This is a genomic window from Streptomyces sp. NPDC006174 (genome assembly GCF_040614075.1).
Lineage (GTDB): Bacteria > Actinomycetota > Actinomycetes > Streptomycetales > Streptomycetaceae > Streptomyces.
Window position 1 is genome coordinate 440094 of record NZ_JBEXTJ010000004.1, and the last position, 14974, is coordinate 455067.

Sequence of the window (14974 nt, forward strand, 5' to 3'; positions counted from 1 at the left end):
GGTCGGCGGAGCTCCGCCGACCAGGCCCGCGACCACCTCACGCACCCACCGTCCCGTCCACGCCTTCCCGCAGCAGGTCCGCGTGACCGTTGTGGCGGCCGTACTCCAGCAGGACATTCACCATGACCATCCGCAGCGACACCTCCTCGCCCCACCGGGGCTGGTAGCCCGCAAGGTCCAGCGAGCCGGCGTCCCGCACGATCCGCCGCGAGGTCTCCTCCTCGGCCTCCCAGGCGGTGAACGCCTCCGCCCGGCTCGACGCGCTCGCGTCGTACGCCGCCTGGAAGTCGATCTCCTCGGACCAGACCATCGGCGCGTCCCGGTCCTCGAACGTCCGGCGGAACCAGGCCCGTTCCACCTCCGCCATATGACGGACCAGGCCGAGGAGCGACAGCGCCGACGGCTCCATCGACTTCTCGCGCAGTTGCTCGTCGGTGAGCCCTTCGCACTTCATGGCGAGGGTGGCCCGGTGGTAGTCGAGGAAGGCCCGCAAGGTCTCGCGCTCGCTCCCGAAGGACGGAGGTCCTACTCGGTGATCATCTGTCATGGCCGCATCCCTCACTCCGTCGTACCGCCGGTCAGTATCGCCAACCCAACCTCCGGCTCCGGCCGTCAGACCAGCCGCACCTTCACCGTCTGCGTAGCTCCGCGCGTTCCGGAGAGGTCACCGAACACCAGGCGCAGAGACGATCCTGTGGTCGCCGACGTCACGGTCGACGGCTTCGAGACGACCGAGGAGACGGCCCTGCTCCAGGTCAGCGTCAGACTCGTCCGCGCGCGCATGGGGTCGCTGACGCAGACGGTCGCCGTGCCGTCGGTGTGCTCGGTGACCATGACGGAACAAGGAGCGTCCGCGGTGAGCGGCCCGACGCTGCCGCCGAACCAGAAGTTGACGGCGGTCAGCCCGAGCGACGGGACCGAAACGCCTTGCTGGTCATCGGTGTTGGCGAGTACGCGGAGCCAGCCGGTGTCGGCGGCGCGAGCGGCGGTGCGCTGTTCGGAAGCGCCGGGGAGGAGCTGGTAGGCGTACGAGGCGTTCGCCGGGTTCTGGCCGTGGTCGAACCAGAGCGTGAGATAGGTGCGGCTCAGCGGGTCCGTGGAGCCGCCGGTGTTGATGTCGCGCCATCGGCCGGGCCGGTTCTCGCGCAGCGCCTTGACGGTCCCGCCGCCCGGGAAGACATAGCCGCCGTGCCCGCCGAGATGAGCCCAGGAGGTGTCCGTCAGCGTCGCGGACCACGGACGGGTGACGGGTTTCGCCAAGCCGTCGACGGTGAAGGGCGCGTTTCCCGTCGGCCCCAGGTTGCGGTTGTCCACCGTGGTCTCCACCGCCGTACCGTCCTGGCAGCGGATCCCGGCACCCAGGCAGACCACGGTGTCGTCCAGGAAGAACCACGACTTCTTCGCCAGCAGCGTGCTGGACAGGCCCTTGAGGTACTGCCCGACCGCCGCCCGCTTCTTGTCCGTGACCCCGCCGACCCAGTTCACATCCGGCAGCGCCACGCCCCAGTCGCCGCCCGCCCCGTCGGCCAGCACCTTGCGCGAGGCCGTGGTGCCGGGAAGCCGGTACGGGTCGACGGTGGGCCAGAAGGCGTCGCTGTACTGGCCGTTGGCGAAGGTGTCGCCCCACCAGTAGAGCATCCCGGACCCGGTGTGCCAGCCGCGCAGGTTCTCGCCGTTGCCGGTCTCGTAGTACGTGATGCGCCGGTCGGCCATGGCCAGCGCGGCGGCCCAGCCGGGGCGGCGGTGGGTGGCCCGGGCCATGTCCGGGAAGAGGCGGTGGCCCTCCGGTTCGGGGAGCGGGGTGAGCGAGGTGTCGTCCAGGACGGACTTGAGGCGGGACAGCGCGGTGAGGTTGAGGGAGGGGTTGCTCAGCGGCGGGCTGTAGTAGTCGCGCTGCGCCCAGCCCTTGACCAGCGCCCGCCACCGCGCGTTCTCGGCGGCCGACGCGCCTCGGCCGAGCAGCACGATCGAGGCGAGGATCGGATGGCCGCGCCGGTGGTCGTCGACCTCGCCGCGGCTGATCGCACGGCCCGCGACGGAGTCCATGACGAGCCCGTTGTAGAGGAACGGCGCCCACGCGTTCTCCACCGCGTCGAACACCATCTGCCGCTTGGGGTCGGTCACCTCCCACGTGGTCCCCTTGAGCAGCGCGAACAGCAGCCCGAGCCCGCCGAGCATCACCGACCCGTAGCTGCCGGTGTAGGGCACGGTGGTGTGCTGGATGAACGAGCCGTCGGCGTAGAGGCCGTCGCCCTTGCTGACCAACGGGAAGACGGGGGAGAGGGCGTCCCGGGCGAGCGCGATCTTGGCGGCGGTCCCGCCGACGACCCCGCGCAGGACCAGTACCCGGCACAGATCGACCCGGTTCGCGCCGGTGCTCGTGCCCGTGTACGAGGCGACGGCGGAGTCCGGTACGAAGTGGTCGACGGCGGCGCAGTAGCGCCCGAGCTGCGCCGGGGTCAGGGCGTCGTACATCAGCACGCACACGTCCAGCAGGGCCTGCGGTGCGCCGATCTGCCAGCTGTACCAGTTCCCGTACCGGGCCTGACCGGCCTTGTAGACCTGGCTGTTGAGGTGTTCGAGGCCGGTGACGATCGCGTCGCGCAGACCGGTGTTCCCGGTCAGGCCGGTGCCCTGCTGGCGGTAGGCCTGCGCCATCGTGTTCAGCCGGATGAAGCTCTCGGCCATCTTCGCGGAGAAGCCGTACGACTCCGGGTCGGTGTCCGGGTCGGGGTCGGCGTACACGGCGTCCGGCCAGAGCGATCCGTTCGCCGGGGCCATGGTGTCCAGCCGGCCGCGGGCCTGTGTGCCGAGCGCGGCCAGCCGGCTCTTGAAGGGTTCGGCGGTCGGGCTGAACCCTTCGCCGAGGATCAGCGCGCTCCAGGTGGCGCGCAGCACGGCGTACGGATCGTCGGCGGAGGCGGAGGCGGAGGCGGAGGCGGCAGCGGTGCGGGGCGCGGCCGACGCCATGGCGCTGCCGCTTGCGGCGGTGAGCACGGCTGAGGTGGCGAGGAACGTCCGGCGGGACCAGGCAGATGTCATGGTGAGCTCCGGGTCGGGTGTCTCGTTTCCGGCGGAACCGGTGCGCCGAGCGCTGACCAGATCCCTGGATCCGACTGTTCTGAGCGGTTCAGAGCGGGCAGGGCACTTTCTAACAGCCGTCCGGCAATCCGCTCAATAACTTTGGCCGAATTGATCGTGTTGATCGGTTCAGTGGCGGTGTATGACGCTGTCCGGGTGCATCGGCGCGTCCACCGCAGGGCGGAGGCAAAGCTGCCGGTGGGATCGTTTCGAGCGGATGCGATCGATATGGTTGAGGCACGTGAGCCAGAGCAGCCATCACCGTCACCGCCGTCCCACGAGACCAAGGGGATCCATGCGACTCCACGTCGACCAGCGCCACGAGCGGGTGCTCCAGCTCGTCCGCGAACGCGGCAGCCTCCGGGTCGCCGAACTCGCCGAGGAGCTCGGCATGTCCGCGGTCACCCTGCGCCGGGACGTCGAGACGCTCGCGGCCCAGGGGCTGGTGGAGCGGATGCACGGCGCGGTGGTCTGGCCCTCCGGTGAGGCGAGGCCGGCCGCCGCCGCCGTACCCTCCGCAGAAGGGCTCGTGGTGGGCATGGTCGTCCCGACCACCGAGTACTACTACGCGGACGTCGTGCGCGGCGCCCGGGAAGCGGTGGAGGCCGCCGGTGCGCGCCTGACCATCGGGCTCTCCCGGTACCTCCCCGACGAGGACGCGGCCCAGGCCCGCCGCCTCCTCTCCACCGGCGCCGACGGCCTCCTCCTGACGCCGAGCTGGGAGCGCGGCCACCCGGAACCGGGCGAGGGGCTGTGGGTCGCCGAGCAGGACACTCCGGTCGTCCTGGTGGAGCGGTGGGCCCCGATCGGCCACCCGGCGGCGCGGCTGGACCGGGTGCGCTCCGACCACGCACACGGCGCCGCCGAGGCGGTCGCGCATCTGGCCGGGCTCGGCCACCGGTCCATCGCGCTCGCCGTCCAGGAGAGCCCCACCGCGCCCCGCCTCAGGGACGGTTACGCGGCCGCAGTCGCCGCCCTCGGGCTGAACCCGGTCGCCACCTCACCTCTTCAGGACGCGCCGTCGCGCTCGGAGGCCGACCGTTTCGAGCGGACCCTGGAATACCTCTGCGAAGGCGTGGCCGGTGGCGACGTCACCGCCGCGATCGTGCACAGCGACGCGGACGCCATCGTGCTCATCCCGCGCCTCCAGGCCCGTGGTGTGCGGGTGCCGGAGGACCTCGCGGTGATCGCGTACGACGACGAGGTGGCGAGCCTGGCGGACCTGCCGCTCACCGCCGTGGCGCCGGACAAGCACGGGGTCGGCGCCGCGGCGGCCGGGCTCCTGCTCTCCCGGCTCGGCGTGCCCGGCGAGGCGCCCGCGGCCCGTCGCCACCTCGACCTCCTGCCCTCGCTGCGCGTCCGGGTCTCGTGCGGAGCGACTGCGGCCCGCGCCTGACGTGACGCGTCCTCCGCCGACGTAACGCACTCCGCCACAAGCCGTGCCCCGGGCCAACAGGCCCCGCGGGTACGGCTTTTCGCGCGCTCGGACGCGCCATACGAAGGCACCGGGCCTTCATCAGTTGGTGATCGATTCGATTGAATCGGTCATTTGCTCTTGACGGTGATCGGTTCTGCGCAAAATGATGTGTGCCGTTCACCTCATCTCCCGCAGTTCGAGGTCCCGTAGGAGCCGGCCCATGCCTTGTACGCACCGCACCACCCGCCTCGCCCTCGTGGCGTCCGCCGCCGCACTGGCCCTGCTCGCCACCGCCTGCGGTGGCGGCTCGGACGCGGACGCGTCGGGTCCCGGCGACGGCAGGCCCGTCACGCTCACCTTCTGGTCGGCCACCGCGGGCGCCAAGGAGACGGCCGACGCGTTCAACAAGACGCACGCCGGCATCAAGGTGAAGTTCTCGCTCGTCCCGGCCGGCCCCGAAGGCGTCACCAAGCTCTCCAACGCGGTCAAGGGCGGCAACGCCCCCGACATCGCCACCATGGACTACTCGGCCCTCCCCGAGTACGCCAGCGAAGGCAACCTCGAAGACCTCACGCCCAGCTCCGGCGAGCTGGTGAAGAAGGAGTTCCCCGAGGCTGTCCAGTCCCTGGTCAACCTCGGCGGCTCCACCTGGGCCGTGCCCTTCGACGTGACGCCCATCCAGCTCTACTACCGCAAGGACCTCTTCGAGAAGTACGGAGTCGAGGTGCCCAAGACCTGGGCCGATTACCGGAAGGCCGCGGAGAAGATCCACCGGAGCGACCCGAACCTCACCATCACCAACTTCGGCGGCGGCGACCCGGCCCTCCTGTCCGGCCTCGCCTGGCAGGCCGGCGCCCAGTGGTACGGCACGAAGGACGACGCCTGGAAGGTGAACATCGACGAACCCGCCTCGCGGAAGGTCGCCGCCTACTGGGACGGCCTCCTCGAGGACGGCCTCGCCTCCAAGACCCCGCTCTGGGGCGAAGGCGAGACCAAGGAGCGCGCCACCGGCAAGGTCGCCACCATCATCGGCGCCGCCTGGAGCGCGGGCAACTTCCCCGTCAGCTACCCGGACAGCAAAGGCAAGTGGGGCATAGCCCCGCTCCCGACCTGGGACGGCACACCGAGCACCGGCATGTACGGCGGCACCTCCTACATCGTCCCCAAGGGCAGCAAGCACACCGAGGCGGCCGCCGAGTTCATCAAGTGGGTCACCACCGACCCGAAGGCCATGACCGCCCGCCTCTCCTCCCTCAAGACCCCCAGCAGCGCCCTGCCCGCCAATGAGGGCATGCGCGCCGCCGCGGCCGAGGCGTTCGACAACTCCTACTTCGGCGGCCAGGACGTCTACCGGCTCGCCGGCGAGGCCGCCGACACCATCGTGCCCGGCTGGAGCTGGGGCCCGGTGCAGCAGCAGGTCACCTCGGCGCAGATGGCCGCGGGCGGGGACCACACCAAGATGCTGAGCGCCGGACAGGCGAAGGGCGAGAGCGCGGTCACGGACCGCGGCCTGAAGCTCGACAAGTAGTCCGGTGCCCGGCCGGCGGACCGCGGTACGGAAGGCGATCCCCTTCCGTACCGCCCCGCCCCGGCACCTTCCCTCCCGCCCGATCCGCCGAAGGAGCACCAGGTGGCAGCCCCACTCACCCGGCCGGCCAAGACCCCATCACCCGAGGCCGCACCGCCGTCCGGCGGCCCCGCCGGACCGGCAAGCCGCCGAGCCACTGGCGGCCCCGGCGCACGGCGCGGACAGCGCCGGGCCGTCGCCCTGTTCACGGTGCCGTTCTTCGCCCTCTTCACCGCCGTCACCGTCCTGCCGATGTTCTACGCGGCCTGGATGAGCCTCTTCCGCGAGGAGTCCTCCGGCCTCGGATTCGGCGGCACTGAACGCGTCTTCGCCGGATTCGGCAACTTCACGGAGGCCCTCGGCAACGAGGCCTTCCTCCGCTCCTTCGGCCACATCGCCTTCTACTGCGTCCTCTACATCCCGGCCATGGTCGGCGGCGCGCTCATCCTCGCCCTGCTCGTCGACTCGGCCGTGGCCCGCGCCCGCCGCTTCTTCCAGATCGCCTACTTCCTGCCGCACGCGGTACCGGGCCTGATCGCCTCGCTCATCTGGCTCTACCTCTACACGCCGGGCCTCAGCCCGGTCACCGACGTACTCGACGCGCTCGGCGCGAACTGGAACTTCTTCGGCCAGGACGAGGCGATCTACTCCGTCGTCAACATCTCCGCCTGGCAGTGGACCGGCTACAACATGATCATCTTCTACGCCGGGCTCCAGGCCGTCCCGCGCGAGGTCCTGGAGGCCGCGACCGTCGACGGCTCCGGCGCCCTGCGCACCGCCCTCCAGGTCAAGGTCCCGATGATCCGGCCCACCGTCGTACTGACCCTGCTCTTCACCTGCGTCGGCGCCATCCAGCTCTTCGACGCGCCCAAGCTCGTCCAGCTCCGGGCCAACACCATGGGCGAGGACTGGTCGCCGACCATGTTCATCTACACCGCGGCCTTCAAGGGCCACGACTACGGCCTGGCCGCCGCGAGCTCGCTGATCCTCGCCCTCGTCGCCGGCCTGCTGTCCTTCGTCGTCACCAAGCTCGGCAACCGGTGGAAGGCCTCATGAGCACCCAGACAGCCGCCCCCGACGCACCACCCGCCACCACACCCGTACGCCGCCCCTCCCCGCCCCGACGCCCCCGACGTACCGGCGGACTCACCTCGAAGGTCGCGGTCAACGCCGTCCTGGCCGTCGTCGCCGTCTACACCCTGATGCCGCTCACCTGGCTGCTCATCGCCGCCACCAAGAACTACCGCGACCTCTTCGCCACCAACCCGTTCAGCCTCGGCGACTTCCACCTCCTGTCCAACCTGGACGCCCTCTTCGCGTACAACGACGGGCTGTACGGCCGCTGGCTGCTCAACAGCCTCCTCTACACGCTCGTCGCGGCCGTCCTCTCCACGCTGGTCTCCGTCGCCTGCGGCTACGCCTTCGACAAGTACGTCTTCCGAGGCAAGGAGAAGCTGTTCGGCGTCGTCCTCGTCGGCGTCCTGATCCCGTCCACGGTCGTCCAGCTCCCGCTGTACCTGATGGCCTCGGAACTCGGCCTCGTCGACACCTACTGGGCCGTGCTGATCCCGAGCCTCGTCAACCCGTTCGGCGTCTATCTGGCGCGCGTCTTCTCCGAGGGGTACGTACCGGGCGAGGTGCTGGAAGCGGCGCGGGTCGACGGAGCAGGGGAGCTCAAGACCTTCACCAAGGTCGCTCTGCCCATGCTCGCGCCCGGCTTCGTGACCATCTTCCTGTTCTCGTTCACCGCCAACTGGAACAACTTCTACGGTGCGTTGATGATGCTCAACGACGAGCGCCTCTACCCCGTCAACCTGGGCCTGTTCATGTGGAACCAGAATGTCTACCAGCAGCCCGAGCTCTACCCCCTGGTCATCATAGGCTCCCTGGTGGCCGTCGTCCCGCTGATCGTCGCCTTCCTCTGCCTGCAGCGCTTCTGGCGCTCGGGCCTGACCGCAGGAGCCGTCAAGTGAGCCGCCCCGCCACCTCCTCCAGCCGGCCGCGCACCCGACCCCGTACCGTCCTCGCGATGAGCGGCGAGACCCGCGACGCGATCCTCCGTCCGGAGGCACTGGAGCGCCTCGCCCAGATCGCCGAGGTCCAACCGGCGCTGCTCGTCACCGACTTCGGCGGCGACGACCCGGCACAGCGCGCGGCGCTACGGGACACCGAGGCGCTCTTCACCGGCTGGGGCTGCCCGCCCCTGACCGCCGACGCCCTGAGCGCCATGCCCCGCCTGCGGACCGTCGTGCACGCGGCGGGATCCGTGAAGCACCACATCACGCAGGGCGTCTGGGACCGGGGCATCACCGTCTCCACGGCCGCCACCGCCAACGCCCTTCCGGTCGCGGAGTACACGGTCGCGGCCATCCTCTTCGCCAACAAGAACGTCCTGGAGAGCGCCCGCGTCTACCGTGAGTCCCGGAGCCGGGTCAACCTGCTCACCGCGTTCCCGTCCATCGGCAACTACCGCCGTACGGTGGGAATCGTCGGCGCCTCCCGCATCGGCCGCCGCGTCGCCGAACTGCTGCGCCCCTTCGACCTGCGCGTCCTCGTGCACGATCCGTATCTGGACGAGGAGAGCGCGCGAGCCCTCGGCGTGGAGCTGACGTATCTGGACGCGCTCGTCGCGCAGAGCGACGTGGTCACCATCCACGCTCCCGAACTCCCGCAGACCCGCCACCTGTTCGACGCCGGACGCCTCGCGCTCATGCGGGACGGCGCGACGCTCGTGAACACCGCGCGCGGTTCGCTGGTCGACACCGACGCGCTGGTCAAGGAGCTGGTCACCGGCCGTCTGAACGCCGTACTCGACCACACGGAACCCGAAGTGCTGCCCGCCGACTCGCCGTTGTACGACCTGCCGAACGTGTTGCTCACCCCGCACATCGCCGGCTCCCAGGGCGGCGAGCTGCACCGGCTGGCGGACGCGGCGGTCGACGAGCTCGAACGGTACGCGCACGGCCTGCCGTTCGCCCACGCGGTCGACCCCCGCACCCTCCACCAGCAGGCCTGACCCGCTTCAGGAAGGCACCGCATGTCCCGCGCCCGCCGTGTGCTCGTCGTCGGCATCGACGGCGTACGCCTCGACGCCCTCGCCCGTGTCCCCACACCACACCTCGATACGGTCGCGGACTCCGGATTCCTGGCGCCCGTGACCGTCGCCGAGTCCACTCCCACCATGTCCGGCCCATGCTGGGCGACCGTCGTCACCGGCGTCCGCGTCACCAAACACGCCGTGTGGTCCAACGACTTCACCGGCCACCGCCTCGGCGTCTTCCCGGACTTCACCACCCGCCTGGCCCGCCAGGACGGCCGTCGCACCTATGTCGCGGCGGCCTGGGAACCGCTGGTCACCGTGGCCGACGGCGGCCCGATGTTCCGCCGTCCGACCCGCCTCACCCACCACGCACCGGCCGCCGACACCCCGCAGGCCTGGGAGGACGCCGACGAGGCCACCGTCCGCGACGCCGTCGCCGTCCTGACCCACGAGGACCCCGTGGCCTCCTTCGTCTACCTCGGCGCCCCCGACGAGACCGCCCACCACCTCGGCTGCGGAACGGCGTACGAGGGGTCCATCGCCTCGGCCGACCGCCGCCTCGGCGGCCTCCTCACCGCGCTGCGCCAGCGCCTGGCGTACGAGGACGAGGCCTGGACGGTCCTCGTCGTCACCGACCACGGGCACCGGGACGAGGGCGGCCACGGTGGGACGAGCGAGGCCGAACGCACCGCCTGGCTGGCCTGCGCGGGGCCGGACATCACGGCGGGCGCCACTCCCGTACGTCCGGTCCGGCACGAGGACGTCGCCGCCCAGGTGTACGCCGCGCTCGACCGGACCCCGGACTCGCACTGGACCCTCGACGGCACCGCCGTACCGACCCTGCCGCAGGCCGTACTCCTCGACATGGACGGCACGTTGGTGGACACCGAACCTCTGTGGCTCGACGCGACCCGCACAGTTGCCGCCGTCCACGGCCACACCTTGACCGACGAGGAGGGCGCGGGCGTGCTCGGCCGCACCTGCGCCGACACGGCGGCCTACCTCGCGACGCTGTGTCCAGGACCCGTCAGCAGCCGGGCCCTGGAGAGCGCTCTGGAGGACACGTTCCTCGCGGCGGCCGAGTCAGGCATCGAGCTGCGTCCCGGCGCACGCGACCTGCTGGAACGCCTGGCCGACCGGAACATTCCCGCGGCCCTGGTGTCGGCCTCGCCGCGCCGAGTGGTGGACGCGGTGCTCAAGACGCTGGGCGCCGACGCGTTCCGTACGACGGTGGCGGACGGCGAGACGGACCGCTCCAAGCCCCACCCGGACCCGTACCTGGAAGCGGCGGCCCGCCTCCAACTCCCGCCCGCCGCATGCCTGGTGATCGAGGACAGTCCCACCGGCATCGCGGCGGCGGAGGCGGCCGGCTGCCGGGTGGTGGCAGTCCCCTCCGCGACCCCGATCAGCGCGGCTCCGGGCCGCAGAGTGCTGGAGAGCCTCGCGGAACTCGCAGCCTTCTAGGCGGTGGCCTCCGCAGCCGCCGGCAGCACGGAGATCAGCCTGCTCACCGTCCGGGCCATCGCGTCCCGGCCCTGCGCGAGGTAGACGCGCGGATCGACGCCTCGTTCGTCCCGCGCGAGGCGCTCCCGTATCGCGCCGGTCATCGCGATGTTCAGCGCGGTGCCGATGTTGACCTTGGCGATGCCTCCGGCGACGGCCCGCGCCAGCTCGTCGTCGGAGGCGCCGGACGAACCGTGCAGCACCAGCGGCACCGGCACGGCCTCACGGAGCCGGGCCAGCAGGTCGTGGTCGATACGGGCGTCGCGCGAGGTCATGGCGTGGGAGGTGCCGACCGCCACGGCCAGCGCGTCCACCCCGGTGGCGGCGACGAAGGCGAGGGCCTCCTCCGGATCCGTCCGGGCACCGGGCGCATGCGCGTCCAGCGGCGCCTCGCCGTTCTTGCCGCCGACCTGGCCGAGTTCGGCCTCCAGCCAGAGACCGCTCCCGTGCGCCCATACGACGGCGGCGCGGGTGGCCGCCACGTTCTCCGCGTACGGCAGCCGGGCCGCGTCGAACATCGCCGAGCCGAACCCGCACTCCGCCGCCTGGTGCAGCAGCTCGGGGGAGTGGACGTGGTCGAGATGGAGCGCGACCGGAACGGCGGCCGCTCGGGCCGTCTCGTGCGCGGCGCGGGCCAGCGGACGGAGGCGGCCGCCGTGGTACTTGACCGCGTTCTCACTGATCTGGAGGATCACCGGCGACCGCGCCGCCTCCGCTCCCTCCACGATCGCTTCCGCGTGCTCCAGGGTGATGACGTTGAACGCGGCGACCGCACCGCGCCGGGCTGCGGCTTCGGCGATCAGCTCGCCGGTGGCGGCGATGGGCATGGCGACTCCGTGGGATGAGGGCTCGTCAGGTAGCGGCGGGAGGCGCTCAGGCGGTGCTGAGGATGACCGAGCGCGTCAGATGGCGCGGCCGGTCCGGGTCGAGGCCGCGGGCCTCGGCGATCGCCAGTGCGAGCCGCTGCACCCGGACCAGCTCCGCCAGCGGGTCGAGTCCGCCCGCCACCCAACGGGCCCCGGTCGCGTGGACCTCGTCGGACAGTCCGGACGGCGCGTCACCGAGCATCCAGGTCGCGGTGGACCGGGTGGAGATGCTGATCGGGCCGTGCCGGTACTCCATCGCCGGATACGCCTCGCTCCAGGCCAGCGCCGCCTCCCGCATCTTCAGCGCGCCCTCGTTGGCGAGCCCGACGCTCCAGCCCCGCCCGAGGAAGGTGAACTGCGAGCACTCCACCAGACCGGCCGGCAACGGCTCGGAGAGCGCGACCTGCGCGTCCTCCACCACGGCGTCCGTGTGCAGGCCCAGATGGGCGCGGAGCAGAGTCAGCGCCGAGGTCGCGAACCGGGTCTGCACGACGGACTTCTCGTCGGCGAAGCCGAGCGCCACCGTGTCGTCGGCCAGCGCCGGCATCGGTGAGTCGGCATCGCCGATGATCACGGTCCGCCGCGTTGTGTCCCGGGCCCGCGTGAGCAGGCCGAGCACCTCGGTCGTGGTGCCGGAGCGGCTCAGCGCCACGATCCGGTCGTAGCGGCGGCCGGCCGGGAACTCCGACGCGGCGAAGGCGTCGGTCTCGCCCTGGCCACTGCCTTCGCGGAGCGCCGCGTACGCCTGGGCCATGAAGTACGAGGTGCCGCAGCCGACGACGGCGATGCGCTCGCCAGCCGCCGGGAGCTGTCCCGCGAGCCCTTCGGCCATGCCCGCCGCCCGCTGCCAGCACTCGGGCTGACTGGCCAGTTCCCGTGCCACATGCGTCATGTGATCTCCCCATCCCCTACGTCATGCTCGAAGCTGCATATTAGGCCCGCGTTTCGAGCATTATCAAGCAGCAGGATGGTTGGATGGTCCGGACCGGGACAACGGAGACGCCCCTCGGTGCGGACCGAGGGGCGTGACGGACGGGAGAAGAGGACGGCCGGGATCAGCGCAGCGCCGAGGGCAGCGCCTCCCGGTGGATGATGCCCAGCCGCTGCGTGGCCCGGGTCAGCGCCACGTACAGGTCACTCGTCCCGTACCGGCCGGGCTCCACCACCAGCACATGGTCGAACTCCAGGCCCTTGGCCTGCCGCGGGTCGAGCAGCACGACCGGCCGGGTGAGATCGGGTTCGGCACCGGCGGTGACCTCCTCCAGCGGCGCGGCGATCTCCTCGTGCAGCGCGCGCGGCGCGATCACCGCGAGGCGGCCCTCCTCCGGCGTCAGCTCGTCGACGGCCTTCGCCACCGCGCCCGCCAGATCCGCACCGGTCTCCCGCACCCACGGCTCCTCACCGGTGGACCGCACCGAACCGGGCGCCACGAAGGACGGGTTCCGCTCCTGTACGACGCGGGCCGCCAGCTCCATGATCTCGGCGGGCGTACGGTAGTTGACCCCGAGCGTCACATGCTCGAAGCGGTCCCCGACGTACGGATCGAGGATCTTCTCCCACGAACCGACGCCGGCCTCCTCCGAGGTCTGGGCCGGGTCGCCGACCAGCGTCAGCGAACGGGTCGGTGAGCGCCGCATCAGCAGCCGCCACGCCATCGGCGACAGCTCCTGCGCCTCGTCCACGATGATGTGCCCGAACGCCCAGGTCCGGTCGGCGGCGGCCCGCTCGGCCGCGCTGCGGTGGTCGATCTCCTCGTGCCGCTCCGCCATGCGCTCGGCGTCGATGATGTCGTGCGCGGCGAGGACCTCGGACTCCTCGTCCTCGAACTCGAACGTCTCCGAACCGCGCGACAGCTCCAACAGCCCCTGCGCGTAAGCGATCCGCTCCTGGCGCTCGGCCTCGGCGGCGGCCCGCGCTCCACTGTCGTCGGCCCCGAGCAGCTCGGCCGCCTCGTCGAGCAGCGGAACATCGGCCGACGTCCACTCCTCCACACCTGGCGCGCGCCGCAGCGCTTCGGCGTCCGCCTCCGGTACGTACACGGGCTCGGCCAGATACCCGGCGAGGAACTCCTCCGGAGTGAGCACGGGCCACAGCGACTCGATCGCCTCGTGCACCTCCGGGCTCATCGCGACGGCCTTGCCGAGCTGCGCGATGTCGTCCGGCCCGAGGAAGTTCGGCCCGCCGTACGGGTCGGCGCCGATGCGCTCGGTGAGCTGCTCGGTCAGCGTGTCGATGATCCGGAACGCGAAATGCGGGCGCGCGAGATTGTGCGGCAGCAGCGTGTCCCGGGCCGCCTGCCGGGCCTCGTACGCGATCTCCCAGTCCAGGACGAGGTCACCGTCGTCGTGCGGGATGACCAACGGCGCACCGGGCTCCGGCAGTTGCTGCCGGTCTCGTACGGCGAGGGCGAGCGCCTCCGCCATGTGCGCACCGCCCTTGACGGCAGCCGCCCGCGGTGTGTCGGTGCCGGTGGCGTGGACGCCCGGGAAGAGCTCGGCCTGGGTCGCGAGCAGGACGCCGGTCTCGCCGAGCGCGGGCAGCACCTCCGCGATGTACCGGAGGAAGGCCGGGTTGGGACCCACGATCAGCACCGCGCGCTTGGCCAGCACCTCGCGGTGCTCGTACAGCAGGAAGGCGGCTCGGTGCAGCGCGACCGCCGTCTTTCCGGTGCCTGGCCCGCCTTCGACGACGAGGACGCCGCGGTGTGGAGCGCGGATGACGCGGTCCTGCTCCGCCTGGATGGTCCGAACGATGTCACCCATACGGCCGGTACGGGCGGAATTCAGCGCGGACAGCAGGACGGCGTCGCCGTTGCGGTCCTCGAACCCCGTGCGGTCCTCGTCCCCGAGGTCCAGGATCTCGTCGTGGAGTTCGGTGACCGTACGCCCTTCGGAGGTGATGTGCCGGCGCCGCCGCAGCCCCATCGGCACATGTCCGGTGGCGAGATAGAAAGGCCGCGCGACCGGTGCTCGCCAGTCGATCAGAAGAGGCGTGTGGTCGGCGTCGTCCTCGCGGATCCCGATACGCCCGATATGGTGCGTGGCACCGTCGGAAAGGTCGATGCGCCCGAAACAGAGTGAACCGTCCACCGCGTTCAGCGCGGCGAGCAGACCCGACCGTTCCGCGACGAGGACATCCCGCTCCAGCCGGGCCTGCAGCCCTGTTCCCACCGGCGTCAGCGCCTGTTCGACGTCGCGTGCCGTCACCCCGCGCAGCTCGTCGACGCGCGCGTGGACACGGTCGACGAATTCCTGTTCTTCCCGCAATTCGACGGCTTCCCGGTTTGACAAAACGGCTCCCTGCCGGATATGGTTCTTCTTATAAGGCCTCCGCGTGAGGCCTTTCTGCATGAACACAGAAGAATCAAATATACGCGGAAGAATCCCTGGCACGCAATTGTGGACCGGGGATTTTCTGTTGGGCGGGCGTGGGCCCTGGCGTGCCGAAGGAGGGGCGCTGGAGGCGAGGTGCGGCCGTCCAGGTGTACTGCCTCCGGCATG

11 protein-coding genes are annotated in these 14974 nt (G+C 71.2%); 6 read left to right on the plus strand and 5 right to left on the minus strand.

Translation table 11 applies throughout. The features are described from left to right. Positions 1 to 37: 37 nt before the first annotated feature. Positions 38 to 547 carry a DinB family protein gene (locus tag ABZ267_RS12100; RefSeq protein WP_356755025.1) on the minus strand — a complete coding sequence of 170 codons (510 nt, stop codon included), beginning with the start codon at positions 545 to 547 and terminating at the stop codon, positions 38 to 40. 65 nt (positions 548 to 612) lie between these two features. Beyond that, positions 613 to 3042, minus strand: a complete 2430-nt coding sequence (locus ABZ267_RS12105; RefSeq protein WP_356755023.1) for a polysaccharide lyase 8 family protein — start codon at positions 3040 to 3042, stop codon at positions 613 to 615. Positions 3043 to 3376: 334 nt separating this feature from the next. On the opposite strand from ABZ267_RS12105, the gene ABZ267_RS12110 reads away from it, so the two are divergent. The 6 genes from ABZ267_RS12110 to ABZ267_RS12135 all read left to right on the plus strand — a co-directional run bounded on the left by ABZ267_RS12110 (position 3377) and on the right by ABZ267_RS12135 (position 10569). Beyond that, entirely contained in the window at positions 3377 to 4477 is a 1101-nt protein-coding gene (locus ABZ267_RS12110) for a substrate-binding domain-containing protein (RefSeq protein WP_356755021.1), read from the plus strand. A 241-nt stretch (positions 4478 to 4718) separates the two neighbouring features. Then, positions 4719 to 6026 carry a sugar ABC transporter substrate-binding protein gene (locus ABZ267_RS12115; RefSeq protein WP_356755019.1) on the plus strand — a complete coding sequence of 436 codons (1308 nt, stop codon included), beginning with the start codon at positions 4719 to 4721 and terminating at the stop codon, positions 6024 to 6026. A 102-nt stretch (positions 6027 to 6128) separates the two neighbouring features. Continuing rightward, the gene (locus ABZ267_RS12120; protein ID WP_356755017.1) at positions 6129 to 7121 is read left to right on the plus strand and encodes a sugar ABC transporter permease; all 993 of its coding nucleotides are present in this window, start codon (positions 6129 to 6131) and stop codon (positions 7119 to 7121) included. Next, positions 7118 to 8038 carry a carbohydrate ABC transporter permease gene (locus ABZ267_RS12125; protein ID WP_356755015.1) on the plus strand — a complete coding sequence of 307 codons (921 nt, stop codon included), beginning with the start codon at positions 7118 to 7120 and terminating at the stop codon, positions 8036 to 8038. The genes ABZ267_RS12120 and ABZ267_RS12125 overlap by 4 nt, the downstream gene beginning before the upstream one ends. Positions 8039 to 8094: 56 nt before the next feature. Continuing rightward, complete coding sequence (locus ABZ267_RS12130) at positions 8095 to 9081, plus strand: hydroxyacid dehydrogenase (protein ID WP_356755031.1); 987 nt, start codon at positions 8095 to 8097, stop codon at positions 9079 to 9081. 21 nt (positions 9082 to 9102) lie between these two features. Continuing rightward, the gene (locus tag ABZ267_RS12135; protein ID WP_356755013.1) at positions 9103 to 10569 is read left to right on the plus strand and encodes an HAD-IA family hydrolase; all 1467 of its coding nucleotides are present in this window, start codon (positions 9103 to 9105) and stop codon (positions 10567 to 10569) included. On the opposite strand, the gene ABZ267_RS12140 is transcribed toward ABZ267_RS12135, so the two are convergent. From ABZ267_RS12140 to ABZ267_RS12150, 3 genes are all read right to left on the minus strand, one after another. Further along, positions 10566 to 11435 carry a class II fructose-bisphosphate aldolase gene (locus ABZ267_RS12140; protein ID WP_356755011.1) on the minus strand — a complete coding sequence of 290 codons (870 nt, stop codon included), beginning with the start codon at positions 11433 to 11435 and terminating at the stop codon, positions 10566 to 10568. The genes ABZ267_RS12135 and ABZ267_RS12140 overlap by 4 nt on opposite strands. A gap of 46 nt (positions 11436 to 11481) precedes the next feature. Next, positions 11482 to 12366, minus strand: a complete 885-nt coding sequence (locus ABZ267_RS12145; RefSeq protein WP_356755009.1) for a sugar isomerase — start codon at positions 12364 to 12366, stop codon at positions 11482 to 11484. 163 nt (positions 12367 to 12529) lie between these two features. After that, positions 12530 to 14740, minus strand: coding sequence for an AAA family ATPase (locus ABZ267_RS12150; RefSeq protein ID WP_356755029.1), 2211 nt, complete (start codon positions 14738 to 14740; stop codon positions 12530 to 12532). Between the last annotated feature and the right edge of the window lie 234 nt (positions 14741 to 14974).